The sequence below is a fragment of the Mesorhizobium sp. M7A.F.Ca.US.011.01.1.1 genome, assembly GCF_003998295.1.
Classification (GTDB): Bacteria; Pseudomonadota; Alphaproteobacteria; order Rhizobiales; family Rhizobiaceae; genus Mesorhizobium.
Genome location: NZ_RZRT01000008.1, coordinates 1 through 25,797 on the forward strand (window position 1 = coordinate 1; position 25,797 = coordinate 25,797).

Annotated in this window: 16 protein-coding genes and 2 pseudogenes; 3 read left to right on the forward strand and 15 right to left on the reverse strand. The window is 61.3% G+C overall.

Translation table 11 applies throughout. The features are described 5' to 3' along the window. From EOA13_RS11625 to EOA13_RS11685, 12 genes and pseudogenes are all read right to left on the reverse strand, one after another. A pseudogene (locus tag EOA13_RS11625) lies at window positions 1–290 on the reverse strand (D-glycerate dehydrogenase); the annotation flags it as partial. 11 nt (window positions 291–301) lie between these two features. After that, a complete protein-coding gene (locus EOA13_RS11630; RefSeq protein WP_127292693.1) occupies window positions 302–1,507 on the reverse strand; it encodes an aminotransferase class V-fold PLP-dependent enzyme in 1,206 nt (401 codons plus the stop codon). Window positions 1,508–1,539: 32 nt separating this feature from the next. Beyond that, complete coding sequence (locus tag EOA13_RS11635) at window positions 1,540–2,433, reverse strand: methylenetetrahydrofolate reductase (RefSeq protein WP_127292695.1); 894 nt, start codon at window positions 2,431–2,433, stop codon at window positions 1,540–1,542. A 142-nt stretch (window positions 2,434–2,575) separates the two neighbouring features. Next, the gene (locus EOA13_RS11640) at window positions 2,576–3,835 is read right to left on the reverse strand and encodes an aminomethyltransferase family protein (protein WP_127292698.1); all 1,260 of its coding nucleotides are present in this window, start codon (window positions 3,833–3,835) and stop codon (window positions 2,576–2,578) included. A gap of 425 nt (window positions 3,836–4,260) precedes the next feature. Then, window positions 4,261–4,437, reverse strand: a pseudogene (locus tag EOA13_RS38630) (recombinase family protein); the annotation flags it as partial. A gap of 371 nt (window positions 4,438–4,808) precedes the next feature. Next, window positions 4,809–6,146 carry an HlyD family type I secretion periplasmic adaptor subunit gene (locus EOA13_RS11650; protein WP_127292700.1) on the reverse strand — a complete coding sequence of 446 codons (1,338 nt, stop codon included), beginning with the start codon at window positions 6,144–6,146 and terminating at the stop codon, window positions 4,809–4,811. A 19-nt stretch (window positions 6,147–6,165) separates the two neighbouring features. Further along, complete coding sequence (locus EOA13_RS11655; RefSeq protein ID WP_127292702.1) at window positions 6,166–7,860, reverse strand: type I secretion system permease/ATPase; 1,695 nt, start codon at window positions 7,858–7,860, stop codon at window positions 6,166–6,168. Between the two features lie 64 nt (window positions 7,861–7,924). Then, window positions 7,925–11,086: a VCBS domain-containing protein gene (locus EOA13_RS11660; RefSeq protein ID WP_127292705.1), complete on the reverse strand. Its 3,162-nt coding sequence runs from the start codon at window positions 11,084–11,086 to the stop codon at window positions 7,925–7,927. Between the two features lie 667 nt (window positions 11,087–11,753). After that, window positions 11,754–13,316: a glutamine-hydrolyzing GMP synthase gene (gene guaA, locus EOA13_RS11665; protein ID WP_127292708.1), complete on the reverse strand. Its 1,563-nt coding sequence runs from the start codon at window positions 13,314–13,316 to the stop codon at window positions 11,754–11,756. Between the two features lie 55 nt (window positions 13,317–13,371). Further along, window positions 13,372–14,040 carry a 5'-methylthioadenosine/S-adenosylhomocysteine nucleosidase gene (locus tag EOA13_RS11670; protein WP_127292711.1) on the reverse strand — a complete coding sequence of 223 codons (669 nt, stop codon included), beginning with the start codon at window positions 14,038–14,040 and terminating at the stop codon, window positions 13,372–13,374. Window positions 14,041–14,188: 148 nt separating this feature from the next. Further along, the gene (locus tag EOA13_RS11675) at window positions 14,189–14,647 is read right to left on the reverse strand and encodes a PaaI family thioesterase (protein WP_013530371.1); all 459 of its coding nucleotides are present in this window, start codon (window positions 14,645–14,647) and stop codon (window positions 14,189–14,191) included. Between the two features lie 126 nt (window positions 14,648–14,773). Continuing rightward, window positions 14,774–16,063, reverse strand: a complete 1,290-nt coding sequence (locus tag EOA13_RS11685) for an RsmB/NOP family class I SAM-dependent RNA methyltransferase (RefSeq protein WP_127292713.1) — start codon at window positions 16,061–16,063, stop codon at window positions 14,774–14,776. A 182-nt stretch (window positions 16,064–16,245) separates the two neighbouring features. Between EOA13_RS11685 and EOA13_RS11690 the strand changes: the two genes are divergently transcribed. Further along, complete coding sequence (locus tag EOA13_RS11690; protein ID WP_023809011.1) at window positions 16,246–16,923, forward strand: MIP family channel protein; 678 nt, start codon at window positions 16,246–16,248, stop codon at window positions 16,921–16,923. A 334-nt stretch (window positions 16,924–17,257) separates the two neighbouring features. Here the strand turns inward: EOA13_RS11690 and EOA13_RS11695 are convergent, their stop codons facing one another. Beyond that, window positions 17,258–19,174 (reverse strand): PAS domain-containing sensor histidine kinase, encoded by a 1,917-nt coding sequence (locus tag EOA13_RS11695; RefSeq protein WP_164780057.1) that lies wholly within the window; start codon window positions 19,172–19,174, stop codon window positions 17,258–17,260. Between the two features lie 297 nt (window positions 19,175–19,471). Here EOA13_RS11695 and EOA13_RS11700 point away from each other — a divergent pair, with 297 nt between their 5' ends. Continuing rightward, entirely contained in the window at window positions 19,472–20,911 is a 1,440-nt protein-coding gene (locus tag EOA13_RS11700) for an ATPase domain-containing protein (protein WP_023809013.1), read from the forward strand. Beyond that, on the forward strand, window positions 20,908–21,960 hold the full coding sequence (locus EOA13_RS11705; RefSeq protein WP_127292718.1) for a sensor histidine kinase: 1,053 nt from the start codon (window positions 20,908–20,910) through the stop codon (window positions 21,958–21,960). The genes EOA13_RS11700 and EOA13_RS11705 overlap by 4 nt, the downstream gene beginning before the upstream one ends. 393 nt (window positions 21,961–22,353) lie before the next feature. On the opposite strand, the gene EOA13_RS11710 is transcribed toward EOA13_RS11705, so the two are convergent. Both EOA13_RS11710 and EOA13_RS11715 read right to left on the reverse strand, forming a co-directional pair. Beyond that, window positions 22,354–23,457, reverse strand: coding sequence for a calcium:proton antiporter (locus tag EOA13_RS11710; RefSeq protein ID WP_127292721.1), 1,104 nt, complete (start codon window positions 23,455–23,457; stop codon window positions 22,354–22,356). A gap of 184 nt (window positions 23,458–23,641) precedes the next feature. Continuing rightward, window positions 23,642–25,414, reverse strand: a complete 1,773-nt coding sequence (locus EOA13_RS11715) for an AMP-binding protein (RefSeq protein WP_127292724.1) — start codon at window positions 25,412–25,414, stop codon at window positions 23,642–23,644. Between the last annotated feature and the right edge of the window lie 383 nt (window positions 25,415–25,797).

The following is a 25,797-nucleotide window of genomic DNA, read 5'->3' on the forward strand; positions in this document are numbered from 1 at the left end:
GTGTTGGTGCCGACCAGCCCCGCCGCTCTCGCGGCGGCGATATCGATGTGGTTGAAGCCGACGCCGAAATTGCCAAGCATTCTTGCCCTGACGCCACCCGCGAAGAGACCGGCGCCAAATCGGTCGGTCACGGTCGGCAGCACCGCATCGGCTTGCAGCAAGGCCTCGCGAAGTTCCTGTTGCTCATAGGGACGATCGGCTTCATTCAGCGTGACATCGAACTGGTCGGCGAGGCGCTGTTCGACCTCACGCGGCCATTGCCGGGTGACGATTACCTTCGGTCTGTTCATGATCGCCATCCTCAAGCCGCCCGTTCGTGCACTGGCTGCAAGGCCCGGCCGATCTCGGTGCGGTACCATTCCTGGGCAGCGGCGACGCCGGAACCGGCCTCGATTTTGGCCCCGGCGTCGCGCAACGACATTTCCGCCGAGGCTAGGGCGGCGAGGCACATGACCTCGTTGAGGTCGCCGAGATGGCCGATGCGGAACACGCGGCCGGCCACCTTGCTCAGGCCGGCGCCGAAGGAAGTGCGATATCTGGAGTAGCCGTTGGCGATGACTTGGCTGGCATCGACATCGTCGGGAACGACGATCGCCGAAACCGTATCCGACCACCATTTTTCCTCCTTGGCACAGAGCCTCAGTCCCCACGCATGCACACCGCGGCGAACACCTTCGGCGAGGCGGTGGTGACGGGCAAAGATCTGCTCGAGTCCTTCGGCGAAGATGAGGTCAAGCGAAGCCCTCAGCCCAAGCAGCAACTGCGTTGGCGGCGTGTAGGGGAAGAAGCCGGTTTTGGACGGCGCCTGCATATCCTCGAAGCTGAAATAGCAACGCTCCATGCGTGACTGCTTGTGCACTTCCAAGGCCTTGGCGCTCACCGCCAGGATGCCAAGCCCAGCCGGCAGCATCAGCCCCTTCTGCGAGCCGGTGACGGCGAGGTCGACACCCCATTCGTCCATCCGGAAATCGATCGAGCCGATCGAGCTGACGCCGTCGACGAACAGCAGCGCGTCATGAGCTGTTTCGTCGAGCGCGGCACGCACGCCGGCGACATCGGATGTCACGCCGGTTGCGGTCTCGTTGTGGGTGGCGAATACCGCCTTGATCTCGCCGCCCTTGTCGTCGCTCAACCGTTGCCGATAGGCGTCGAGCGGAACCCCCTCGCCCCATTCGACATCGATGCAATCGACCTCCAGCCCCAGCCGCTCTGCCATATCGACCCACAGATGCGAGAACTGGCCGAAGCGCGACATCAGCACGCGATCGCCACGGTTGAGCGTGTTGGAGATCGCCGCCTCCCAGGCACCGGTGCCTGAGCCCGGAAATATGAAGACGCTGCCGGTCTCGGTCTTGAAGATCCGCTTCAGGTCGCGAAACAAAGGCAGCACCAGTTCCGGAAAATCCGGGGCGCGCATATCCTGCATCGGCACGTTCATGGCCCGCCGCACCGTGTCGGGAATGTTGGTCGGGCCGGGAATGAAAAGATGCGCCGTTCCATTCTTCATGACGTGTTCCTCCTGTTGGTGTGTGGTGCGGTTCATCGTTCGTTGACCCGCGAAAGGCTGAGCTCCCGGTAGTCGCTGAGCCAGGCCAGCGTCTTTTCCCAGCCGCCGAATGGGAAGAAATGAAGATGCAGAGGGCCAAGCGGCGCCGGGTAGTTGGCCGCCATCGTTTCCAGGATTTCGGCCGGGTTCCGGTCTGCTATGACGTTGAAGAGGCCACTTGCCGAACGCCGGAGCGCGGCGAGCGAAGGGCCGACGCCGCACATCATGGCGAACCTGATGAGTTTCGTCAGGCTGGTCACGCCGGCCAGCCCGACATGGACCGACAATCCGGAATGGAGCGTATGCAGGTTCCTTGCCCAATCGCCGATCATATCGCCGTCGAAAGCGAACTGCGACACGACCCTAGCCTCGAGTGATCGATCCGCGCAGATTTCGAGCTTGCGGCGCAACGCATCCGCCAGTGCGGCTTCGACGATGGCCGGATGCCCTTCCGGATAGCCGGCAACGAAGGCGGTCCTTATCGCGCTGTCGCTCAACACGGGATGGGCGAGCAGCTGAGCGGCCTCGGCCATTGGTCCCGGGAAAAGGGCTGGATTGCCACCGAGAAACAGCGCTTCACCGATCCCGTTGCGGCTGTGCGCCTGAACGAGATCGACGTAGTCCTGTGCGGTTCTGAAATTCCTCGCCGCCAGATGCGGCACCGGCACGTAGCCCATCTCCTTGATGCGCAAGGCCGCGTCGATCTGCAGCGCTTCGGGCTTGCCGGCGAGATGGGTAAGAAAGACGCGTGAGCCAGGCGCGAAGCAATCGGCGCGCGGTGCAAAGCCACGCGCCTGCTCCGGGGCGAGCTCGATCGACACGGCTGGACCGAACGCATATGCGGACCCGCCAGGCGCTCGAAGAAAGTCTCGGCGAATATCGTTCATGATCTTTCCAGGTTTCTGCCGGCGAGCTCGATGGTTTCGAGCTTAAAAATGGCCACACGTTCGGGTAGCCGGGCGACCCTGCCGCCCGGCCTGTCGTCGCGGGAGGATGCGACGGACGACTTTCCGTTGCGAAGCTGTGGCTTCAGCCGTTGGCGGCGCGTTTGAGCGACAGGAACGGCAGCGCCACGACACGTGCGCTCACGTCGACCGCCACGCCATCCTTGTTCCACTTCAGCGTGAGTTCGGTGCCAATCTCGGCGGCCTCGCGCCGCAGATGGCCGAAGCCGATCATCTTGCTCGTCGAAGGTGACCAGGCGACGCTGCTGGCGTGCCCTACTTCCTTCCCACCGCGGAGTGCTTTCAGCGGGTACCACTGCACGCGCCGCAGATTTCCAGGCGCATCGTTCTCCAGCCCTTTGCCGTCGAGAGCCTGCGCCCAGTCGATGTCGAGCCCGACGAGCTGGCGATGTTCGCCTGTGTTCGAGATACGCTGCAGCGCCGCCTTGCCGATGAAGTCGCCCTTGCGGAAATCGATCAGCCGGCCGAGCCCGAGATCGAAAGGAGACGCCCGGTATTTTCCCGCTGCCTGGATGCCCGCTCCGCCATGGTCCGGTCCGGCGCTGGTGTAGTCATAGCCGACGATCAGCAGCCCAGCCTCGAGGCGCGCCAGATCGAGCGCCCAGGCACCGGCGGGAAGAATGCCATAGGGCTTGCCGGCTTCCTCGATCGCATCCCAGACGGCGACGCCGTCATCAGCCTTGATCCAGAGCTCGTAGCCGTGCTCGCCTGTAAAGCCCTGGCGCAGCACCTCGACCTGCCTGCCGGCGATGGTGACTATGGCAAGACGGGAGAACGGCAATTCCTCAAACGCGGATTGGGTGGCCGCCTGGAGAACCTCGCGGGAACGCGGCCCCTGCAGGGTAAGGAGACCGTAGCTGTCGGAGATATCGGTTACGCGGACATCGAAACCTTCTGCATGTTGTTTCCACCATCCGAAGCCCGGATCGGCCGAAACCCGGAATGTCGTTTCATCCATGCGGAACACCAGGCCGTCGCCGACGACGTGCCCATTCTCGTCGCACCACGGAGCATAATAGATCTGCCCGACCTGTAGCTTGGTGATGTCGCGCGGGATGAGCCTGTCCATCAACTTTTCCGCATCCGGACCGGCGATGACATACTTTGACAATGGCGACATGTCGCCCATGGCAACCCTGGTGCGGATCGCCGCCAGCTCCTCGACCATGTCGGAATACGAATCGACGACCATGTTCCTGTCCCAGCGCATCCACAATGCATTCTGGTTCAACGGCGCGGTACGCTCGACAAAAGGCGTGCCGCGAAACGCGACCCGGGAATCTGCTACCGTGCTCAGCCCCGTCGTAAATTTGATGCCGTCCATTCCAAGTCTCCTCCCGGCCGCAAGGCACTTCGCCGCGACAATCAATAACGGGTGAGGACCGGCGCATCCCGCGCCATGGAAACGAGTCTATCAAAGAGCTGACCGCAGGGGATTTCCTACCGGCAGGAACCAGCTCAGTCAGATGTCTCTTGCCTCATCCGTATCTTGGGCGAGACTTTCATTTCACGGAGTTTTTCGGAATGCCCCCGGTTGCCGACGACATACCCGCAGTTCAACCTGAGTATTTGTAGCCGTTGTTTGAGCAGCCGTCCAAAGCACTTGCGCGCTTTGACCACGAAACCGCTCGGTGTCCAGCCAGGGTCATAAGCCCAGTTCGGTTCAACGTCCGTTTCCAGGATGTGGGTGCCCGGAAAGAACTGGCAGTTCGGTTGCTTTCACAGTTTTGCGCGGCAACCGACCGGCAGTCCTCGGAAACCCACCTTGACTATCCGGCTCTGACCGATGACGACTTTCTGCGAGAGCATGCGGCTTGCCTCGGCGGCCATGCTACGTTTGATGACCTTAAGCACGTCAGAACCTACGCTGCCGTCGTTCGCAAATTGCTCTGCGCAGAACTCGATGCGTATACCTGCCATCCGACACCAAAACCGTCAAAAAATTACGCTGTTGATTTCAAAAGAAAAGACACCACAAAAAATCCTGAGGTTTCATCAGCTATCGGGACCAATCGAACGTCTTTTTGAAGTTTTGTGGCTTCCGCAGACTGTCTCCGCCAGCACAAAAGTACCGTCACCACCGCTCAAAATTGCGATCGCCGGGATCATCAGATCTCCAGCACCAAAGAAACCGAGGGGTTGTCGGCACGGAACATGGCAGACCCGCAATTGCCGGACCGAGAGGACTGGTCCTGCCTCTTTTAGAGTAGCGAGATTGTCCGGTCCTTTGCCTGCCGATGATCTCCAACTGCTCTGCGTTAGAATCACCTCAAAAGCGAAGTCACTTGGCTAATCCGTCATTTCTGGCGAAAGGCGGAGTGGAACGACACAACCAGCGGACCCAGAATGTAGTCGAGTGCCGTGCGTTCCTCGGTAACGATCATGACTGACGCTGGCATGCCCGGATAAAGCGCAATCTGTGGGGCTGCTGCCAATTCCACCGGATCGACCGCTACGTCGGCAAGATAGTAGGGAAACCCGGTCTTGCTGTCGGTAATGCGATCCGCCGAAATGCGGGTGACGCGGCCATGAATTATGGGTATCGAGCGCTGCTTGTAGGATGTGAAACGAACTTCGGCGGCCATATCGGGTCGCAGGTTCGATATGTCCTCGACGCGAATCTGGGCCTGGACGATCAGCGAATTTTCGGTCGGAACGATATCGAGGATGGTCTGGCCCGGCGAAACGATCGCGCCGATCGAGAAGACGCTGAGATCCATCACCTGGCCGTCATAAGGCGCGCGCACTTCGGCTCGGTCCATCGCAGCCTGGGCGGCAAACATCTTGGGCACGAGGTCGGCAAGGTTCGATTGCGTATCGATCAGCATGGCCGACAGCTTGGCTCGGCGCTCATAGGTCAATTGCGCGATCTGGCCCTTGAGTTCGGCCTTGCTCTGTTGGCTGCCGGCTATGGCGCCGAGGTTCTCGTCGATCAGGCCCTGCAGATCCGAGGCCGATCTTTCCAGTTCCAGAATGCGCGGGCGGGTCGTCAATCCGGCCTTGAGCAGCTTTGACAGGCTGGCCTTCTCGTCGATCGTCGATTGCATCTGGGCCTGGTAGGATTGGACCCGAGCCTGCTTGCCCTGGATCTGCTCCTCGAGCTCGGCGATGCGCCGCTTGAGTATCTGCCTGGCGCCGGCCATCGAGGCGCGCTGGCTTTCCAGGTCGGCGATCTGGTTTGCCATCGCATCCCTAAGGTAGTCTTCGTGCTCCTTGAGAATGTCCTTGGGAAAGGCAACAGCCTCGCTGCCATCCAGTTCGGCCCGAATCCTGGCATCGGTTGCACGCAAAAGCGCATATTGCTGGGCATAGAGATTGAACTCGGACCGGATCCTGGTGTCGTCCAGCTTCAGCATGATGTCGCCCTTCCTGACGACGTCGCCATCCTTGACGCGTATCTCCTTCACCGTACCGCCGTCGAAATGCTGTACGCTCTTTCGATTGCCTTCCACCTTGACGATGGCGTCGGCGAGCACGGCGCCGTTCAGCGGGGCAAAGGCCGCCCAGCCGCCGAAAATACCGAAGAAGGCAGCGATGATCAGCAGGCCGATATAGGCCGGCACCCGGATCGAATCCGGGGCCAGAATGCCGGTGTCGCCAGGCAGGCTCCGGTAGGTAAGGGCGCCGTCGCTCATCGCTCTCTCCAAACACGGCTCATTGCGTTGCCACCGCCATTGGAGCCGCGCGCTGGTTGAGCAGCGCCACGATCTCGTTTCTCATGCCGAAGGCCTCGACGGCGCCATCGCGCAGCAGAAGGATCTTGTCGACATTCGCCAGAGTCGAAGGCCGATGCGAGACGATGATCACCGTGCTGCCGCGGCGCTTGAGCTCGATCGCGCAATCGCTCAGCGCGCGGTCGCCATCGGCGTCGAGATTGGAGCTCGGCTCGTCGAGAATGATCAGGTTCGGCGTTCCGAACACCGCACGGGCAAGAGCAATCCGTTGCCGATATCCTCCTGACAGCACTGCGCCGCCTTCGCCGATCTGCGTCTCATAGCCTTGCGGCAGGCGGATGATCATCTCATGCACGCCGGCGAGCCGCGCGGCCTCGATCACCTCCTGGTCGACATTGGTCTTGAAGCGACCGATGTTGGCGGCGACCGTATCGGAGAAGAGTTCGATATCCTGCGGCAGGTAGCCGATGTGGTCGCCGAGCGCGTCGTGCCCCCATTGCGACAGGTCGGCGCCGTCCAGCCTGACGGTGCCGCGACTGGGTTGCATGACGCCGGCGAGATGACGCGCCAGCGTCGACTTGCCGGCGCCGGAAGGGCCGACGATTCCCAGCGTCTCGCCTGCTTCCAGCCGGAACGATACGTCCCGCAAAAGCACTTTCTGCTGGCTGGCAATTGCAAAGCTGACCTGCTCGACCGAAATCTTGCCGGTGGGCTTCGGCAGGTTGAAAGATCTTTCGCTCTGCGCACCGCCGTCGAGCAGCTTCTCGACCCTTGCCAACGCCGCCCGCCCCAGGATGAGGCTGCGCCAAAGGCCGACGATCTGCTCGACCGGCTGCAGCCCCCGGCCCAGCAAGAGGCTCGCCGCGAACATGGTGCCGCCGGTGATCTGCCGCTCGATCACCAGATAGGCGCCGAGGCCGAGGATCAGCGACTGCATGGTGAGCCGCAGGAAACGGATCAGGCCCGACATCAGGGCGGCGCGGTCGCTTGCCTCCGCCTGGCGCCGCAGCGCCAGGTTGCGGTCGCGCCCCCAGCGGCGGATGAGACCGTCGATCATCCCCATGGCGCGAACGACTTCCGCGTTTCTGAGGCTCATCTCGGTAAAGTTGTAGTTGGTCGTCGCCAGCTCGTTGGCCTGCTTCAGCGGCGAGCGCACGATATACTCGTTGAGCACCGCCATGGCGATCAGGAGCAGCGAGCAGCCCAGTGCGAAGAAGCCGAGCCACGGATGCAGCAGGAAGATGATGCCGATGTAGATGGGCGACCACGGCAGGTCGAACAGGGCATGGATACCGCTGCCGGTGATCACCTGCCGGAACGTGTCGAAATCGCGGATCGGCTGACTTTGCGAGGAGCCCGACGATGGGGTCTCGACCGACGCTGCGAGGACTTTTGCCGAGAGCAACCGGTCGAGCCGCGCGCTGGCACGCGTCAGGATGGAGGCGCGCACCAGGTCGAGGCCGGCCAACGAAAGGAAGGCGGCCAGCAACACCAGGGTCAGCATCACCAGCGTGGTTTCGCTGCCGCTGGTGACGACCCTGTCGTAGATCTGCAGCATGTAGAGTGGGGACGCGAGGTAGAGCAGATTGATCGCCAGGCTGAATCCTGCCGCAACCACGAAATAGCGGCGGCATGCCCGAAGCGCATCCTTCACAATTCGAAACTTGCTATCCACTTCCAAAACCCCACTCGATACGCGTCAGGCCAAGTGAGCCGCCGCTGACAACGACCCTTTTGATTCACACCCCGAAGTCGCTTGAAATTCCTCCATTGCCGACGCCTGTCAGCGTGAATTCGGCCGGAATGTACGAAACGGCGGTATGACCTTGGCCGTCATCGGCAAGCTTGAAGCCGTTCGCATCATAGGAGCCCACCAGATGCAGCGCGGTGCCGTGCGTGCCGTCCGAAACGGTCAGCGTTCCGCCGCTGCCATCCTGGTTTGCCTGGTAGACGGCCGTCGTTCCCGCACCGAACAGGATATCCTCGAGCTCGAGCCTGTCGTCATTGGTGATGCCGCCGATCCGCCCGCTGAAATCGAAGGAGTCATCGAGCTGCAGCGTGCCGGCCGCATCGTGCGCGAAGGTGACGTCCGTCGAGGAGGCGCCGCCGAACTCGAGCTTCGACAGGTTGCCGATCGTGGCATCGCCGTCGCCGGTAACCTGGCCGTGGATGACGATGTCGCCGCCATTGGCCAACAGCATGCCGGAATTCGCCAACCCGCCGGTGATCGTCAGGCCGCCTGAACCGGTCGCCTCCAATGTTCCGGAGTTGGTGATGACGCTGCCCCCGGTATCGATGACCAGCGCATTCGCGCCGGAGGCGATGATGGTGCCTTGGTTGTCGAGGCTCAGCATCCCGCCGCCCAACTGGCCGGCGCCCGATATCGTGTTGTCGATATTGACCAGAGTGACGTCCGGCCCGGTGCCGGAGATCACGTTGGCGGCGCTGTCGGACAGCAGGATCTGTCCACCGCCCTGCAGCGTCACGCCATGCTGGATGATTTGCAGCAGCGTTTCGCTGCCCGTCGAGTCCAGCGAGATAAGGCCGCTATTGTTGATCGTGCCGCTCAGCGGCAGCAGAGCGCCGTCGCCGATCGTCATGGTGCCGGCATTGTTGACCACCGGCGTCTGGTCGAAGACAAAATTGCTTGCCGTCAGTGCGCTGGAGTGGACGCCGTCCAGCGTGATCGACTGTCCGTCGCCGAGCGTGATCACCGCGTTTCCGTGGGCATCGTCGGCTATATGCGTCTGGAGATCGGCAAAATCTGCCAATCCGTTGTAGCCGATAAGGTCGATCTGGTCGGCTGCGGCGTCGAAATTATGCACCGTATCGGCGCCGATCGGCTGCGAGAAGACGAAGAGGTCGTTACCGCTCGACCCGGTCAGCACGTCGTCGCCGGACCAGGCGAAGATCGGCGAACCCGGAGCGTAGGCCTCGACATTGTCAGCGATCGACGCGCTGCCCAAGGTGCCGTCGGCATTGATCCAGGTCAGTTGCACGTCGAGCACTGCGGCGCCGGTGAATTCGACCGGTGTGGTCACGGTCAGCTGGCGCAGGTCGTTGGTCTGCACCGTCCAGGATCCGTCGGCGTTGTGCGTCGCGCCGTCGATCGTCCAGCCCGAAGGCACGTCCTTCACCGTGACGGTGATGAGCGCACCTTCATGCGAGGGGTCGGTCAAGGCGAGATTGATGGGCTCGCCGGAGGTGCCGGCGGGAGCCGTGAACTTTGTGCTGCTCCCACCGCCACCGTTGGTCTTGAACGTAACACTATCCACGGCGGTGGCAGAATTATGTACCGCGCTGTTGTCGGTGACGACTGCACTTATCTGATGGACAGAGTTGCTGACTGGGAACGGAGCCGGTCCGTCATCAAAAGTATGAACATAGTTGCCGCTCGCCGATCCGGCGGCCAGCTCTGCAGCAGTCATGGTATAGATGAGAACGGGCGCGGCTCCTCCGATGCTGTCATACAATTGGACGCTCTGGACGCCGCTGGCATCTGTTGCATGGACAGTGAAGGTGGATTGTTGCTGGCTTGAACTCAGCACGTGACTGATCGAAACGCTCGGAGGCGTGATATCGCTACCCGTTACGTTGATCGTCGCCGTGGCCGAGCCGGTGTCCGTCCCCCCATTGGCGGTGCCATCACCATCCACCAATGTATAGGTCACGGTCTTGGCGGTGGTGGCGCTAGTCGCGTTTGAATAGAGGATATGATCGGCCAGCGCCTGCGTCGCAACCTGCGTGGCACTGGCATTGAAGGTGACGACGAGGCTCGTCCCGCCTGTGCCGCCGGTGAACGTTCCTATGAGGGTGCCGCCATAGCTCACATCGCTGCCGCTGACGGTGATCTGGCCGGCCCCGGGGGCCTGGTTCTGGATCGTCAACTGGTCCGCAGACGTGCCGTTTGCCGTGAACGCAACGGTCAGCGAGCCTCCGCCGAAATTGGCGGAGTCGATGTCTGTTACCGTCCCCGAAGGCGCGATCGCCGTGGCGGCGGACCCGGTTGTATAGTTCAAGGTTGTCGGTCCCAGCGACGGACCATTGAGGTCTATGACCGGCGCGTCGTTGGTGCCGGTGATGGTGACGGCGACGACCTGGGTCGCGGTCGAGCCATGGCCGTCGTCGACGGTCACGGTGTAGTGCTCGACGACGCTCTGGCCGGCGGCAAGGTATTGGGCGGCGGCGTTGTCGAGGGCGTAATGCCACTGGACGGAGCCGGCGGCGGCGCCGGCCGCCTCGCTGACGGGATCGAGCGAGAAGGTGCCGAGCGCCGTCTCGCCGGCGGTCGCCGCGAACGAGGCGGTGTGGCCGTCGATGAGATCGACGTCGTTGAAGGCGATGGTGCCGGCGGCGTTGAGGGAATCGGTGAGGTCCGGCGTCGTCGGGGCATCCTCGACGACGGAGCCTGCCTGCGGCCCTGAGGTTATCACCGGCACGTCGTTGGTGCCGGTGAACCGAATGGTGGCCGTGGCCCAGCTCAGCGTGCCATTGCCGAGCTGGATGGCGTAGGTCACTTTATCGGTGAGAACCTCTCCCGCCCCAAGTGCTTGAATTGTACTGTCGATATTCGCCGTGTCGTAGTGGATCGTACCATCAGTGCCTATCCAGATATGGGCACCCAGATAACTCGTGTCGGTCCCTCCTCCGACATTACCGGAGTATGTTGCGTCACGCGTGAGCAGGTCCGCCGGAGCAAATATCTTTGTTGATGTTGGATCACTAATCGAGTTGTCGATGGAATAGAGCTGTTTGGCCGCTCCTCCCAGATCATTCGCCAAAACATTCAGGATTAGGACGCCGGTGGCATCTTCCGAATAGAGGAACGTGTCGTCCTTCGCCTGCGGTGTGTTCGAGAACGACGTCGTGGTGCCGCCGGCACCGGTGACCTGAGTAGCCATTTCCAACCCCCCTTAGTAGTTTAAAGAACCGACGTCCAACCGTCTGCTTCATTGAGTACTGAACGACCGGCTGCTTCCAGCCGAAGAAAAACCGCGCGAATCCGGGCAGGCATGAATTGTCGCCAGGCACACCGCCGCGCTTGGAACAGCCGCTTCAAGCTGGCCATTCACGGACGGATATTGACCCAATGCTGGACACGACGACTAGTCGTCGCGCTAGCTTTCCTACCCAAATTACATCGTCAAACCCGTGGTACCGACCACAAACTTTAGATGTCTCTTATATTAGGAGATTATTAACTCTTATAGAGAGGAAGCGTCAACGCCCAACTTGGCCGAACAGTTAATAGTCGAACATAAGGGGAGCCACAGTCACTAGAATCGAGTTGTGAGATCGAACAGGCGCACGCCCGATATGAGCCAGGCGGCAGAACGTGCGGCTCAGCCTGACGAGAGCCCGCCAGCGTACCACCATACCAACGCCGCACCTTGATCGCTGCGTACTTCTCGTGCAGCGCGCCAACCCGGCAGCCGGCCAGTTCGCTTGAACGCTGGGGGATTCAACTGGATCACTTCACGCGCCGGACAGCAGCACGGTTGGCCCGACCTCGGCGATGTCTGCGCTGGAGGCGCTACGTGCCGAAATTACGCCATTGCCGCCATTCCCCTACTCCCACTCGATTGTTCCAGGAGGCTTCGACGTCACGTCGTAGACGACGCGGTTGATGCCGCGGACTTCGTTGATGATGCGGGTGGCGGCGGCGCCGAGGAAGGCCATGTCGTAGTGGTAGAAATCCGCCGTCATGCCGTCGATCGAGGTGACGGCACGCAGCGCGCAAACGAACTCGTAGGTGCGACCATCGCCCATCACGCCGACCGTCTGCACCGGCAACAGCACGGCGAAGGCCTGCCAGATGGCGTCGTAGAGGCCGGCCTTGCGGATCTCGTCGAGATAGATGGCGTCGGCCTCGCGCAGGATCTCCAGCTTTTCGCGGGTGATGCCGCCGGGGCAACGGATGGCGAGACCCGGACCTGGGAACGGGTGACGGCCGATGAAGCTTTCGGGCAGGCCGAGTTCCCTGCCGAGCGCCCTGACCTCGTCCTTGAACAATTCGCGCAGCGGCTCGACCAGTTGCATGTTCATGCGCGCGGGCAGGCCGCCGACATTGTGATGCGACTTGATCGTCACCGACGGGCCGCCGGTGAAGGAAACGCTTTCGATGACGTCGGGATAGAGTGTGCCCTGCGCCAGGAATTCGGCGCCGCCGAGTTTCTTGGCCTCTTCCTCGAACACCTCGATGAACAGCCGGCCGATGGTCTTGCGTTTTTTCTCCGGGTCCGACTCGCCCTCGAGGGCGTCGATGAAACGGTCCGACGCGTTCACCAGAATGAGCGGTAAATTGTAGTGTTCGCGGAACATCGCCACCACGCCCGCGGCCTCGTCCTTGCGCATCAGGCCGTGGTCGACAAGGATGCAGGTCAGCTGGTCGCCGACCGCTTCGTGGATCAACAGCGCCGCAACGGAGGAATCGACGCCGCCCGACAGCGCGCAGATGACCTTGCCCTTGCCGACCTGCTTGCGGATCGTCTCGACCGCGTGCTCGCGGTAGGCGCGCATGGTCCAGTCGCCCTCGATGCCAGCGATGTTGTGGACGAAGTTGCGCAGCAGCCGGGCGCCGTCGGGCGTATGCACCACCTCGGGGTGGAACATGATGCCGTACATCTTCCGCTCGATGTTGCCGAAGATGGCGAAGGGCGAGCCTTCCGACTTGCCGAACACTTCGAAGCCCTTGGGCAAGGAGATGACGCGGTCGCCATGGCTCATCCACACCTGGTGGCGCTGGCCGGGTGCCCACAGGCCCTCGAACAGCGGGCTGTCCTTTTGGATCTCGACGAAGGCGCGGCCGAACTCGCGATGGTCGGAGCTTTCGGCAACGCCGCCCATCTGCACGCACATGGCCATCTGGCCGTAACAGATGCCAAGCACCGGCACGCCGGCGTCGAAGACGATCTGCGGCGCGCGCGGGCTGCCGATATCGCCGGTAGAAGCCGGGCCGCCGGAGAGGATCACGGCTTTCGGATTGATGCGCTTGAATGCCGCTTCGGCCGACTGGAACGGCACGATCTCGGAAAACACGCCGGCCTCGCGGATGCGGCGGGCGATGAGCTGGGTGAACTGGCTGCCGAAATCGACAATCAGGACGGTGTCGGGATGATTGGCTGTTTTCATGGCGAGCGTTTAGAGAAAGAAACGAGTCGGCGCAATGGGTTGCGTAGCCCGACTTTCAGGCTGGTCTGGCATCTTCATGGGATGGTTCCGTCCGAAGGGCGCCGTCTCCGATTGCCTGTTCAAGCCGCATGACGGCGTCCGCCAGCTTCTCGTCGATGACTTCAAGATATTCGGTCCAGTCGCCGACATGCCTGAGATCCGCCGCCCCGTCGGAAATGCCGCGCAGACCGATCAGCGGAATGTCGAACAGTTGGCAGGCGCGCAGGCAGGCGAAGGTCTCCATGTCGACCATGTCGGCGCTAACAGCATCATAGGCCGCACCGGTGATGATCGCTGCGCCGGTCGACAGGGTCGCCTGCCTGATGTCCGGTATCTTGAAGGGCAATGGCACGGTTACCGGCAGGTCGAGGAAGGGTGTGGCGCCCTTTTCGAAGCCAAGCGGCGAAGCGTCGATGTCACGGTAGCTGACCGAAACCGCCTGGTAGATCTCCGTCTGCTCCAGCGTCCGGCTGCCGGCTGAGCCGAGCGAAACAACGAGATCCGGCAATGCTTTTTGCGATTTCAGCCAGGAGAGTTCGGCACCCAGCCTGACGCCGGCCTCGACGGGACCGACACCGGTCATCAATGGCGTGAACAGTTGCTTGAGGTGCGGACCGTATTCGGCCTGCGCCGCCATGACGAAGAGGACGTCCTTGCCCGCCAGGCGCGACACTTTACCGGTCATGATCTATTCCTCTTCTACCCAATCACCTACACCGGAAGGTAAGAACGGCGACGTGCCCTCACCGGCGCCCAGCCCTCCGCTATGGCTCCGGGCGTTTGTGCTCGGAAAGCCCATTTGGGAGCTTTCCGTCCGCTTCGCGGACCGCTCCTCAACCTTCTATGCCATCACGCCCGACCACCGTCATCATGGTGCCGGTCATGGTGGCGATCAGCTTGGCCTCGCCGTCGGCGGCAAAGGCGTAGGCCTGGCCGTCGGCGACGATGATGGTGCGGCCTGGCTTGGTCACCGAGCCGCGGAACAGGAAGCGCTCGCCCCTGCCCGGCGCCAGGAGGTTGACCTTGAACTCGATGGTCAGCACGCCGGAATTTTCCGGCATCAGCGAAAAGGCGGCATAGCCGCAGGCCGAGTCCAGCGCCGTCGAAATGACGCCGGCATGGAGGAAGCCATGCTGCTGGGTGAGTGCCGCCGAATAGGGCATCTCGATCTCGATGATGCCGGGCGTCACCAGCGTCAGTTCGGCGCCGATCGTGGCCATCGCCTTCTGGCGCGCGAAGGAGGTCCTGACGCGATCCTCATAGTCCGGGGCGGGTACGATCTTTGCTGCCATTGCCGCTGCCTTCCTTTGTGCGGATAAGCTTATTGCAGAGACATGGACGGCAGGCAAATGCTTTTGCTGCACTGCACAATCGACCTGGCCTGCCGGCCGGCCCCGCGCATCCGTCAGGAATTGGATTCAGGCCGATCTGCGTAACGCACAGAGGTAAAACCCATCGGTGCCGCTGAGCGCCGGCGACAGCGAGATGTCGCCTTTGGCGCCGATGCGTGCGGCTGCCTCATGGCCGGGAAAACGGCTGTCCCAGAGCTGGCGGTGGTCGACGGGAACATAACCGCTGTTACGGTCCCGAAAGGCCGCGATCTGCTCACCGTTTTCCTCATCAAACACCGAGCAGGTGATGTAGACCAGCAGGCCGCCCGGTTTGACATAGGCTTTGGCCGCATCGAGGATCGCCGACTGCTCGCCCTTGCGGGCATCGAGCTGTCTCTGCGTCAGCCGCCATTTGGCGTCGGGACGGCGGCGCCAGGTGCCGCTGCCGGTGCATGGGGCGTCGACCAGCACGATGTCCATGTGATTGCCGAGCGGCGCGAGTTCTGTGGGCTTGGTGACCACTTGCACATTGCGGTTTTCCGAACGACGGATGCGGTCGAAGATCGGCGCCAGCCGTGCTTTCTCCGCATCATGGGCAAAGATCTGGCCACGATTTTCCATCGAAGCCGACAGTGCCAGCGTCTTGCCGCCGGCGCCGGCGCAGAAATCCAGCACCTGCATGCCGGCTTCGGCCCCGGCAAGGGCGGCCGCGATCTGCGAGCCTTCGTCCTGGACCTCGAACCAGCCCTTCTGGAAAGCCGGCTCGGCCTGCACGTTCGGGTGCCGGCCGTCGCCGTCGATCGGCGGGATGCGGATGCCGTGTGGCGCGATTGCCGAGGGTTTCGCGCCGGTTCCCGTCAGTTCGGCCAGCACCTTGTCGCGATTGGCCTGCAAGGTGTTGACCCTGAGGTCGAGCGGCGGGCGCGTCGCCAGCGCCGCGCCCTCGTCGGCCCAGGTCGAGCCATAGGCTCGCTCGAAAAGCGGCGCGCACCAGTCCGGAACATCCGCCCGCACCGCGTCCGGCGCGTCGGCGAGCCGATGGTCGGCGATGGCCTGAAGCTCGGCGGCGGTCAGCAGCGGCGGTGCGAACTTGTCGCCATCAAGCGCCTCGTTGAGCGATTGTGCCGTCTGGCCCCATTCGAGCAGCAGCGCGCCGAAGCCGATGGCGCGCGGCGTGTCCTGCCCCAGCAGCCAGCCCGCGGAACGCTTGTGGCGCAAGGCGTCATAGACGATGTTGCCGATCGCCGCACGGTCGCCGCCGCCGGCGAAGCGATGCGACAGGCCCCAATCCTTCAGCGCGTCCGCCACCGGCCGGTGGCGCCGGCCGATGTCTTCCAGCACTTCGATGGCCGCAGCCAGCCGTCCGCCCAGTCGCATGGTCTTGTTCCGTCACGCAGAAAATTATTCCGGCCCTGCTCTAGAGCGCGCAACCGGCGCGCACAAGCAGGTCGGCCTGCACAACCGCTCTGCTTTCCAACTTTTCTGGTTGCGAATACTCTTCCGGTTGTGATTCGCGGCGCAAAAAAGGCGGACCGGCGGATCGACACGAGGAGAGGGCAATGAAGACTTATCTGGCGGAAGTTCTAGGCACATTTCTATTGGTGTTCATCGGTACGGCTTCTGTGGTGACGGGCGGCTTCGGCGGCGCGCTGCCGCTCGGCCAGGAAGGCATCGGTCTGGCGTTCGGCATCGGCCTCATCGCGGCGGCCTATGCGATCGGCCCGATTTCGGGCGCGCATCTCAATCCGGCGGTGACGCTCGGCGTCTTCCTTGCCGGCCGGCTGCCGGCCAAGGACGTCATCCCCTACTGGATCGCGCAGGTCATCGGCGGCGTCCTTGCTTCGCTGGCGTTGTGGATCATCGTTTCCGGCCAGGTTGGCGGACACACGACCGGCTTCGGCGCCAATGGCTGGGATGTGACGAAATGGGGCGTCAGCTCGGCATTCCTGTGGGAAGTGATCGGCACCTTCACCTTCGTCACCGTGATCCTTGGCGTCACGGCTGAAAAGCACTCGACGGCGTTCGCCGGACTGGTCATCGGCCTGACGCTGGCAGGATTGCACTTCGCCATCATCCCGGTGACCGGAACGTCGCTCAACCCGGCCCGCTCGATCGGCCCGGCGCTGTTTTCGGGAACTGCCGCGATCGGCCAGCTCTGGCTGTTCATCGTTGCACCGCTGATCGGCGGCGCCATCGCCGGCGTGGTTGCGAAGGCGCGGGTGTTTGAGAAGGATTGAGCTTTGGAGGGTTGAATACGAAAGCGCGGGCCATGGCCCGCGCCTGAGTGATTGGCACAATAGACCCGCCAGGCCTCCCCAATCACGGCTTGGATAGGCACGGCCTTAGATGGGAGCTTTGCGCCCCATCTCGGTCGTTGAGGTTAGTGTTGCCAATGCCTGAGAGCCGACACCGCAGACAGTAGGCTGCAGGTGCGTGCGCGCGTAAGAACGGTGCTCTCAACGTGACACTGCTAAAAAAGGGGGGGACGAAACGCCAAGCGCATTGTCAACGCGACAAATGACTGTCGCGAAGGAAGGTCGAGGCTCGCTGAGGTTCGGTGGGGCGGGCGACCTAAATACGACTAACAGAAGCTATCGAGCACGCCAGTTCTTTTTCCGTGAACGGCTTGCTGAGAACGTTCATCTCGCGAGCGCCCGGTAGTTCGGCATAGCCCGTCGCTATAATGACGGGGATTTTCGGCCACTTGGTTTTCATTGCGTCCGATAGCTGCAGGCCGGTCATCTTTGGCATCGCATGGTCCGTTATGACGAGGTCGAACGGCTGCTCCTCCAGCAGGTCAAGGGCTGCTGCGGCCGAATGCGCCTCGGTAACGGCATGCCCAAGATCCTCAAGCATCGCAGCGGTGTTCAACAGCACTAGAACGTCGTCATCCACTGCCAGAATCCGGAGAGAGGCAGCCTCGGCGGTTTTCGGGCTGAGGGCCTCCTGCTCCCGCGCGCGGTCTGATGTCGCGGCAGCCACTGGCAGCCACATTTCCGCAGTCGTGCCTGCTCCCTTGTGGCTGATGAGAACCAGGCGCCCGCCCATCTGTTCCGTCATCCCGTGCACCATCGACAGACCCAGTCCCGTCCCTTTGCCAACTCCTTTTGTGGTGAAGAACGGTTCTGTCGCGCGGGCAAGCGTTTCCTCGTCCATTCCTTCGCCACTGTCCATTATTGAAAGGCAGACATATTCGCCTGGCGTTAAGCCAGCGCCATGCCTTTCACCAATCCGTTCCTGCCGGGCGGAAATCAAGATCGTTCCCCCGTCAGGCATGGCATCCCTGGCGTTGACGCATAGATTCAGCAATGCGAGTTCGATTTGGCTCTCATCAATCATGACCTGATTGAGGGAAAGGGGAAATTTTGTCTGTATACTCGCCCTTGAGCCTAGCGATCGCTCTAGCAACTCCTTCATTCCCTGTATCAAGCTAATTATGTCAACGGGTCTTGGATCGAGTTGCTGTCGCCGCGCAAAAGCCAGCATGCGCTGCGTCAACGAGGCACCCCGTTGCGCACCGAGCACGGCATTGTCGAGGAGACGCAACAGCTGTGGATCGTCGGGCAGCCGTTTGCGAAGGAGTTCAAGACTGCCCAAAACCGCCATCAGCAGATTGTTGAAGTCGTGAGCCACGCCGCCCGTCAGCTTGCCGATCGCATCCATTTTCTGTGAATGAAAAAGGGCCTCACGTGCCTGATCCAGTGACTCCTGCGCCTTCTTTCGCTCTGTGATGTCGCGGGTAATCTTCGCAAAACCCAGAAGCTCGCCATTGTCGTGCCGTATCGAGTCGATGACCACGTGGGACCAGAACGCGGTGCCATCCTTGCGGATGCGCCAACCTTCCCGCTCAACTCGACCCTCACGCGCGGCGGTCTCCAGCGCGCTTTGCGGACCGCCTCGCTCGCGATCCTCGGGCGTATAGAATTGAGAAAAATGCTTCCCGATGATTTCGTTCGCCGAATAGCCTTTGATACGCTCGGCGCCTGAGTTCCAGCTCGTAATTATCCCTTGTGGATCGAGCATATAGATCGCGTAGTCCGTGACGCCTTGGACCAGACGTTGGAACTGCTCCTGGCTTTTGCGGAGTTCCTCCTCCGCTTTCTTTTGTTCGGTCAGATCACGGGTGACTTTGGCAAAGCCGGCCAGGTTGCCGCCTGGATCGCGGATGGGATCGATCACAATGTGAGCCCAGAAACGATTCCCGTCGCTTCGGACCTGCCAGCCTTCGCTCTCGAACTTGCCCTCACGGGCTGCTGTCTCCAGAGCACGCGCGGGCAGGCCGGAGTCCCGATCCTGCGGTGTGTAAAACCGGGAAAAATGCTGGCCAATGATCTCGCGGGAAGCATAGCCTTTGAACCGCTCGGCGCCCGCGTTCCAGCTCGTCACGATCCCGGAAGGATCCAGCATGTAGATCGCGTAATTGGTAACGGCCTGGACGAGAACGCGGTAGCGATCCTCATCGGCTGGATTGACGGTCCCTTGAATCATTCCCCCATCCATTTACTTCGCTGCAACGGGAGAAAACCGCCGCCGGCCCCTTATGGTTCCACGCTAAATCAAATGAACTGGTGCCGACGGGCATGTGGTGGACCTCGCACCAGTGTGCATCCCAACTTCGTCCTCCATTTCAAGGAGATTTACTTGCCTCCCAGCAGCGCGCCGATTACTAGAATTAGCTCCAGGAAATCGATGTTTCCCTGGGCCAGGTGGCCAAGCGGTGCAACCGTTCTACATTATTGATGCCCAATGACGGGCTGACAGTTTCTGGTGGAGACTAGGGGCGGAATGGCCGAGCGAAAAAAGCAGCCCGTTGTAAGTTCCGGTATCGCCGGCTTGGACGAAATTCTTCGTGGTGGTCTGCCCGCTTCGAACTTTTATATCGTGCAGGGCGATCCCGGCGCAGGCAAAACCACGGCAGCCTTGCAGTTTCTGCGTGCCGGCGTGGCGGCCGGTGAACGCTGCATCTACGTCAGCCTTTCGCAAACCGCTTCCGAACTGCAGGCGATTGCCTCTTCACACGGCTGGACGCTCGATGGAATTCGCGTCGAAGAGCTTTCGGCCTCCGAAGCCGTGAGTGGCGCAGCCGATCAGACGATTTTCCAGACCGCCGACCTTCGCTTGGATGAGACGCGCAAGGCGATCGAACGCGCGATCGAAGAATATAAACCACACAGACTGGTGTACGACTCCTTGCTCGAAATCCGGCTGATCACCGGCGATACGCCAAGGTTTAGGCGGGAACTGATCGGCTTCAAAGCCTTCCTGGCCAGGCGGGGCATTGTGGCTGTTTTGCTCGATACCCAAACCAGTGGCGGCGATCACAATGGCGAGGAAATCGAGGGCATCGCCCACGGCGTCATCCGCCTTGATAAATCGCTCGAGGACTATGGTGCGGTGCGCCGGCGGATCGAAGTCAGCAAGATGCGTGGCGTGCCTTATGCCGACGGTTATCATGACATGGCCATTCGCGAGGGTGAAGGCGTCGTTGTGTTTCCAAGGATTGTGCCGGGCTCGCCTCCCGAGGTGACCAAGCCGCAACTGATCAAATCGGGAGTCGAGGCTCTCGACGAGATGTTTGGCGGCGGTCAGGAGTCAGGAACAATAACACTGGTTATCGGTCAGTCCGGAACCGGCAAGTCAACTATGTCGTCTCTTTACGCGACGGCTTCTCTCAAGCGAGGCGAGAGCGTTGCCCTCTTCCTGTTCGAGGAGCGGTTGGAGACCTTCTTTCGCCGCTCCGAAGGGCTCGGGATGGACCTGCGGCAGTTCCACAAGGATGGCCAACTGGTCATCTACGATTTTAGCCCGAACGAAATCTCGCCAGGCGAGTTCGGCCAGATCGTGCAGCAAGTCGTCAGCCGCAACAATACACGTGTGGTGGTGATTGACAGCTTCACGGGCTATCTGAATTCACTTCCCCACCGCGAAAAGGCGGTGCTCGACATCCAATCTCTCCTGAAACATCTCGCGCGTGCGGACGTGCTGACAATGCTCATCGTCGCGCAGCATGGATTGCTCGGGCAGAATGTCGGGATTGACGTCGATGTCAGCTTTCTCGGGGATACCGTGCTTCTACTTCGTATGGCCGAGCACGAGGGCCGGTTGAGGCGCAACATTACAGTCGTCAAAAAGCGCCACGGTCCGCACGACCTCGATGTCCGGGAACTCTTCATTGCAAGCTCCGGGGTTTCGGTCGTTGCCTACAATCCTCTGCCTGAGACGTGAGCGGCACCGATTCCAACGGTCTGGGAACGCTCGATTGGGTGCTCATTTTGGCGCCCTACCGTAAGGACGCTGCTTACACGACCTCCCTGCTGCAGGAGCGCGGTGTTCGGGCTCAAGCGGCCGACCCCGCGGATTTGAACAACCTGCTTGCGTTATCTCCCGGGGTGCTGGTCGTTACGCATGAAGCCTTGGACCCCACGGCCATCGCAACTGTTGCCAGTTTCCTTCAGCATCAGCCGAACTGGTCGGAAATACCCATCGTGATCCTACTCGACCGCGCGGCGCCCCAAGTGCGCGTCCAGGCCGCCCTGAACGCTGCCTGGCCACGTTCACGCCAGATTTTTTACCAACGTCCCGTGGCCGCGTTGGAACTGATCAGCGGGATACAGTCGGCACTCCTCACCAGAGCCCGCCAGCGCGACGTACGCGATTACCTTGAGCGGGAAACCGAGCTGCGCCTCGAACTCAATCATCGGGTAAAAAACATCCTCGCAACAGTCGTATCAATCTTTGACATGACACGGCGCGGCGCAACCTCGGCAGCCAGCCTGTCCGAAGACTTCAAGGGCCGCTTGAGAGCCTTGGCGGATGTTCATTCCGCTGTATTTGCGGCCGGCGGCGAGGCCGTACCTTTGACAGATGTCGTGAATTCGGTCCTCGCGCCGTACATTTCCAGCGGACAACACGGCATTACGATTGAGGGGCCCGAGGTGTTGCTTTCGCGCGAGGCCGGCACGACGCTCGCTCTCTCGCTCCACGAGCTTGCAACGAATGCGATCAAATATGGCGGATTGTCCTATCCCGAAGGAAGGATAGATTTGGAATGGAAGATCGCTTCGAGTTCGGAACCAGTTCTGGCGCTGAGATGGACAGAATCGGGAGGACCGCCGGTCGTTCAGCCCTCGCGAGTAGGATACGGCACACGCTATATGCGCGCCGCACTGACCAGCCTGTTTGGAGAGCCTCCTGATCTCGTCTTCGCATCGGATGGCCTGCGTTTCTCGATTCACGGACTACTCTCCCGCCTTAGCCCGCAATCAACCGAGTAGTGTAGCGGCACCTTGGCTGCTCACCCAAAAGCACGGCATCTCGAGAAACATCGAGATTGCTATCAATTGAAGCTGGCTCAAATGTCGACGTGGACGGCCCACCGGTGTTGGATGCCAATCGGGGTTCACAGTCGACGCCGGCCGTTGCCCAGCCGCAGCGCGAGCCAGCCCTCAAGCCGTCTTCTGCGCCAGCAGCCCCAATTCCTCGACCATGCCTTGCGCATCAAGAACTTCTGCGGCTTGCCGGTCACGTCCTCGGCAATTCGGCGCGGAAGCGCCATCTCAGGCAAAGGGCGGTCGTCTGCAGTTCGCTATCGGCTTCCAGGCTGATGAACCCAAGCAGTCCGTTGGCGGCTGTCTCGTGCCGCATCTAATTGCCAACTGAGCCAGAGTTCATGGTACAAATATAAGAAATATATATGTAAGAAATACCACGATATGGACCGCACCCGTCAAGAATGTTGTTCTTTCAGTACTAAAACTTACGTTGCATATGAACAGCGCTAAAATCAAAAGCACTGTGTCAGTCGCCGGCAGCCCCAGGGTTAACCCTCTTCCCGTCAGCAGGCTGGCGGCTGCGACCGCCGGTATTGTCAAACCAATTGTGGCGCAAGCGGAACCCATCGCGACATTCAAGCCGCGTTGCAGTTCATTGTTGAGTGAAGCGCGAACCGCCGAAATGGCCTCTGGCATCAAAACCAGCCCGGCGATCAATGCCCCCACAATGCTGTCAGCCTGTGTCACCTGATAGGCAACGAGCGTGTTTTCAACACTTGCGGCGACCTGCTCGGCGAGCATGACTATGCCGATCAGCCCGATCAAGAGCAGCAATGTGCCGGCAAAGACGCTTTCGTCAGGGGCAGTCCGCAGCGCAACGCCGTGGGCCTGCCCTTCGACAAAGTCTTCTCGGTGGCGGACAGTCTGCGCGAACACAAAACTCGCATAAAGCAGCACCGAAAGCACGCTCACAAAGCCAAGTTGAGCTGCCGAAAATGTGCCCGGCCCCGTAGCTTGTGTGTAGGTCGGCAAAATAAGCGTCATGATGGTCAGTGCGATCAGAACCGCCAAATATGCGCTGGTCCCTTGTCGAACAATTGCCTGCTTGCGATGACGCCAGCCGCCAAGCGCGAGACACGTGCCGACGACGCCGGTGGATGCAATCATCACCGTTGAAAAGACGGACTCACGTGCAAGCGTCGGGTTGTTCTCTCCATGCAGCATCATGGAAACGATGATCGACACCTCGATTGCCGTCACGGCAAAAGTCAGCACCAATGTGCCGTAGGGCTCTCCTACACGCCGAGCCACCGACTCGGCGTGGTCGAGCACCACGAAAATGGTGGTGAACATGATCGCACTCGAAAGCGCTCCGACGAGTATCCTGGCGCTCAGCGAACCTTCGTCCGCCGACAGCCCGCCTGCCCTGACTGCAACAGCCATCACCAAGGCGGCCAAGGGCATCGCATAAGAAACCACCGATCGTTTGAAACCACTCATTCGAGCCCCTGTCGCTTCTGCGAACCTTGCCGAAAACCCATGTGGAGTGGAGCACCTTAGATAATGTCGGGCAGGCCCGACGGCCGGCGTTCGCCCCCTCACAAACAACGCGCTCCAAATGATGCAGCAGGATCGCGACCTGACCGCACCCAGCGCCGCGAACAAATCGAAGCGCCGCCTTCGCTCACGCCGTCTTCTGCGTCACCAGCCCCAGTTCCTCCACCATCGCCTCGCGCATCAAGAACTTCTGCGGCTTGCCGGTCACCGTCATCGGCAATTCGGTGCGGAAGCGTATGTGGCGGGGGATCTTGTAATGGGCGATCTGGCCGGCGCAGAAGTTCTTGACCTCCTGCTCGGTGGCGATCTGGCCGGGCTTGAGCACGATCCAGGCGCACAGCTCCTCGCCATATTTGGCGTCGGGAATGCCGAACACCTGCACCTCCTTGACCTTTGGATGGCGGTAGAGGAATTCCTCGACCTCCCTGGGATAGACGTTCTCGCCACCGCGGATGACCATATCCTTGACCCGGCCGACGATGTTGCAATAACCCTCGGCATCGATGGTGGCGAGGTCGCCGGTGTGCATCCAGCCGTCGCTGTCGATCGCCTCGCGGGTCTTGTCTTCGTCGTCCCAGTAACCCTTCATCACCGAATATCCGCGCGTGCAAAGCTCACCCGGTACGCCGACCGCAACGGTAGCGCCATCGGCGTCGACCGCCTTGACCTCGACATGGGGGTGGACGCGCCCGACCGTCGACACGCGCTTTTCCAGCGGGTCGTCGACGCCGCTCTGGAACGAGACCGGGCTGGTCTCGGTCATGCCGTAGGCGATGGTCACCTCTTCCATGTGCATCAGCGACACCACCTTCTTCATCACCTCGATCGGGCATGGCGAGCCGGCCATGATGCCGGTGCGCAGGCTGGAGAGATCGAAGGACGAAAAGTCGGGGTGATCGAGGAGTGCTACGAACATGGTCGGCACGCCATAGAGACCGGTGCAGCGTTCCTGCGCCACCGCCTTCAGCGTGGCGCCGGGGTCGAACCCCTCGCCCGGGAATACCATGGTGGCGCCTTTCGACACGCAGCCCATCGTCCCCATCGACATGCCGAAGCAGTGATAGAGCGGCACCGGAATGCACAGCCGGTCGTCGACGGTCAGTTTGATCGCCGAGGTGACGAAATTGCCGTTGTTGACGATGTTGTTGTGGGTCAGCGTCGCGCCCTTGGGCGCCCCTGTCGTGCCTGACGTGAACTGGATGTTGATGGCGTCGCCGGGCTTCAGCCCCTCGGAAATGCGGTCGAGGCTGTCATGCTCGTCGCGGCCGGCCATGGCCAGCACATCACCGAAATTGAACATGCCGGGCGAATTCTCGTCGCCCATGCGGATGACCATCTTCAGCGCCGGCAGTTTCTGTGCCTTGAGCTTGCCGGGCGTTGCGGTCGCGATCTCCGGCGCCAGCGTCTCGATCATGCCGAGGTAGTCTGAGGTCTTGAACCTGGCCGCGGTGACCAGCGCCTTGCAGCCGACTTTGTTCAGCGCATAGTCGAGCTCGGTCAACCGATAGGCGGGGTTGATGTTGACCAGGATCAGGCCGATGCGGGCGGTGGCGAACTGCGTCACCAGCCATTCCCAGCGGTTGGGCGACCAGATGCCGACGCGATCGCCCTTTGCCAAGCCCAGTGCCAGGAAGCCGGCAGCCAGCGCGTCCACCGTGTCCGACAGTTCGCTCCAGGTGAAGCGCTTGTCCTGGTCGACGAAAACGGCGGCGTCGAGCGTGCCGTATTTGCTGACGGTGTCGGAAAACAGCGCGGGGATGGTCTTGTCGAGCAGCGGCACGCTGCGTTCACCAGAGACATGCGCCCTGTTGTCGACGGGTGCGACGAAGACACCGCCAGCACGCGCGCCGCGTCCGCGCAAATTGCTGGCATTTTTCAGCTCGTCGAGATTGACCGGCATCGCTCTCTCCTCCCGGGACTAAAGCGCGTCGCGCTGAAACGGAATCATGCGACGCGCTTTAGGTCCTTGTTTTTATGCGTGTCGTTCTCCCAAAACCGAGATCACCTTTGGGCGACATGCATTGGCCGAACCTATCAGCCCGAGGGGGTGGTGAAAATCCCGCCGATGGTCGTGGCAGGTCAACGATGCTTCGGAGCTTCGCGTTGGTTGACGAAGCCCCAAAACGCAAAAACCCGCCTGGGCGGCGGATCACTGGCGCAAATCAGCACCATGGGCAAAAATGTAGCATAGCTGCCCTCACGGGTCAAGAAAAAATTCCTATCAACATGAAAACCTCGGCGCAAAGTACCGACACCGCTGGGCGGCCGTCAGGGTTTTTAAGC

What these genes read in the sequence shown, in the direction of transcription:
- EOA13_RS11675 (WP_013530371.1), bottom strand. Translation starts at nt 14,647, where the DNA reads ATGGCAGCAAAGATCGTACCCGCCCCGGACTATGAGGATCGCGTCAGG.
- guaA (WP_127292708.1), bottom strand. Translation starts at nt 13,316, where the DNA reads ATGAAAACAGCCAATCATCCCGACACCGTCCTGATTGTCGATTTCGGC.
- EOA13_RS11640 (WP_127292698.1), bottom strand. Translation starts at nt 3,835, where the DNA reads ATGGACGGCATCAAATTTACGACGGGGCTGAGCACGGTAGCAGATTCC.
- EOA13_RS11700 (WP_023809013.1), top strand. Translation starts at nt 19,472, where the DNA reads ATGGCCGAGCGAAAAAAGCAGCCCGTTGTAAGTTCCGGTATCGCCGGC.
- EOA13_RS11715 (WP_127292724.1), bottom strand. Translation starts at nt 25,414, where the DNA reads ATGCCGGTCAATCTCGACGAGCTGAAAAATGCCAGCAATTTGCGCGGA.
- EOA13_RS11670 (WP_127292711.1), bottom strand. Translation starts at nt 14,040, where the DNA reads ATGACCGGTAAAGTGTCGCGCCTGGCGGGCAAGGACGTCCTCTTCGTC.
- EOA13_RS11635 (WP_127292695.1), bottom strand. Translation starts at nt 2,433, where the DNA reads ATGAACGATATTCGCCGAGACTTTCTTCGAGCGCCTGGCGGGTCCGCA.
- EOA13_RS11685 (WP_127292713.1), bottom strand. Translation starts at nt 16,063, where the DNA reads ATGCGACTGGGCGGACGGCTGGCTGCGGCCATCGAAGTGCTGGAAGAC.
- EOA13_RS11710 (WP_127292721.1), bottom strand. Translation starts at nt 23,457, where the DNA reads ATGAGTGGTTTCAAACGATCGGTGGTTTCTTATGCGATGCCCTTGGCC.
- EOA13_RS11695 (WP_164780057.1), bottom strand. Translation starts at nt 19,174, where the DNA reads ATGATTCAAGGGACCGTCAATCCAGCCGATGAGGATCGCTACCGCGTT.
- EOA13_RS11660 (WP_127292705.1), bottom strand. Translation starts at nt 11,086, where the DNA reads ATGGCTACTCAGGTCACCGGTGCCGGCGGCACCACGACGTCGTTCTCG.
- EOA13_RS11690 (WP_023809011.1), top strand. Translation starts at nt 16,246, where the DNA reads ATGAAGACTTATCTGGCGGAAGTTCTAGGCACATTTCTATTGGTGTTC.
- EOA13_RS11630 (WP_127292693.1), bottom strand. Translation starts at nt 1,507, where the DNA reads ATGAAGAATGGAACGGCGCATCTTTTCATTCCCGGCCCGACCAACATT.
- EOA13_RS11650 (WP_127292700.1), bottom strand. Translation starts at nt 6,146, where the DNA reads ATGAGCGACGGCGCCCTTACCTACCGGAGCCTGCCTGGCGACACCGGC.